Annotated in this window: 1 protein-coding gene; it reads left to right on the forward strand. The window is 59.4% G+C overall.

The window, feature by feature from the left end; translation table 11 throughout:
• The first annotated feature begins 129 nt into the window (after window positions 1-129).
• Complete coding sequence (locus tag ACM5SV_RS36555) at window positions 130-1800, forward strand: IS66 family transposase (protein WP_011649147.1); 1671 nt, start codon at window positions 130-132, stop codon at window positions 1798-1800.
• The last annotated feature ends 81 nt before the right edge of the window (window positions 1801-1881 follow it).

The raw sequence follows: 1881 nt of genomic DNA on the forward strand, positions 1-1881 counted from the left end.
GTACGTGGGGCAAAATCCATGGCGGCGTTTTGGTGAGCGGTCATAGAAGTGTGCATAACCGCGCGCTTTGAGAAGTGATTGCTAGTCTGGGGATTCTCAAGCCGGGGCAAATCATGATTCGATTCTGCCATGAAGAAACGGCTCCCCTCCCCCGAGCATGCCGACACGCTTTCACTGAATGCGTTGCGCGGATTGGTGACGGGTCTTCTGGAACGGTCGCAGCAGGCAGAAGCCCGGCTTGCGAAGCTTGAGGCCGACAACATCCAGCTGCGGGAGGAAAACGCCGCCCTTCGGCTGGAGAATACCCGCCTGAAACTCGAGAACCAGCTGTTGCGCGACGAGATCGCCCGGCTGAAAAATCTGCCGCCGCGCCCGCCGTTTCGCGCCTCCGGCATGGAGAGGGCAACGGAGGCCTCTCCAGCAAACCATGTGGCCGGCAGGAAAAAGCCGCGGGGTCCGAAGCTGGATGTGGATCGGGTCAGCCGGCAGGAGATCCTACGCATCGATGCTCCGTCCGGCTCGCGCTTCAAGGGATATAGAAGCGTCTACGTCCGAGACCTGGTGCTCAAGGCGGAACTCGTGCACTACCGCCGTGAATGCTGGGTGACACCGGATGGAAAGACGGTTCTCGCTCCCTTGCCGGCCGGGATCATAGGTGGCTATGGCGCCAACCTCCGGCGGCTTTGCCTGATGCTGCACGCACAAGGACAGGTGACGACGCAGCGGTTGACGACATTGCTGAACGATGTCGGGATCGCCATCTCCAAGCGTCAGATCGTGCGGCTTCTCACCAGGCAGCTGGAGGGCTTCGTCGCCGAGGATGCCGCACTGCTGCATGCCGGTCTCGTGGCGTCGCCTTATGTGACGGTTGACGACACCGGCGCGCGGCATTCCCATAATAACTATTACACCACACAGATCGGCGGTGCGGATTTTACCGTCTTTCGCACCACGAAATCGAAGTCACGCCTGAACTTTCTGTCCCTGCTGCGCGGCGGCTATCAGGATTATGTGCTGGGTGACGCCGCATTCGATTATCTGAAAGAACGTCGCGGCAATCCGCCCGTAGTCCATGGGCTTCGGACGTTTGAGCCGCAACACTTCTGCAACCAGGTACCGTTCATGGCGCATCTGGCTGACAAAGGTGTCGATATTCTCAACCGCCAGGAGATCGGCACCCTTGCCGAAGCAGGGCTTTGGGGCTCCATCCGCCATCACGGCCTGATGGCAAATACGGTGATCGTGTCCGACGATGCCGGACAGTTCCGTGTCGGCAATCATGCACTGTGTTGGGTCCATACTGAGCGCCTTCTGCAAAAGCTGATGCCGACCACTGCAAAGGAGGAGCGGCTGGTCACGATGGTCCGAGATCTCGTCTGGCGTTTCTATAAAGCGCTGAAAGCCTACCAGCAGTGCCCTTCCCCCCAGTCCGCTCCCGCATTCCGACGACGGTTCGATAGGATCTTCACACTACGTACGGGTTATGAAGCACTCGACACGCTTCTCGAGCGACTGCATCGCAGGAAGAACGAGCTGCTAAAGGTGCTCGAGTATCCCGGCATCCCGCTCCACACCAATGCCTCCGAAAATGCCTTAAGGACGTTTGTCACGAAGCGGAAGATCTCCGGTGGCACAATGAGCCAGGATGGCCGTGTTGCGCGCGATGTCATGCTCGGCCTGATGAAGACCTGCCAAAAGCTCGGCCTTTCCTTCTACCATTATCTCGGTGACCGGCTTGGGATCGGCAGTGAAGATCACCCCATCCCGTCTCTCCCGGCCACCATCCTTGCCCGGGCTTAAACGCTGGAGCCACCAACGGTCATCAGCGCTCGACGCTTCTGCCTGCCAAACCGGCAGCGCCATCGAATCTGCCCCACTTAC

The sequence above is a fragment of the Rhizobium sp. CRRU65 genome (genome assembly GCF_048551595.1).
Taxonomy (GTDB): Bacteria; Pseudomonadota; Alphaproteobacteria; order Rhizobiales; family Rhizobiaceae; genus Rhizobium; species Rhizobium leguminosarum_J.

Coding starts and splice junctions, on each gene's coding strand:
- ACM5SV_RS36555 (WP_011649147.1), top strand. CDS start 130: ATGAAGAAACGGCTCCCCTCCCCCGAGCATGCCGACACGCTTTCACTG.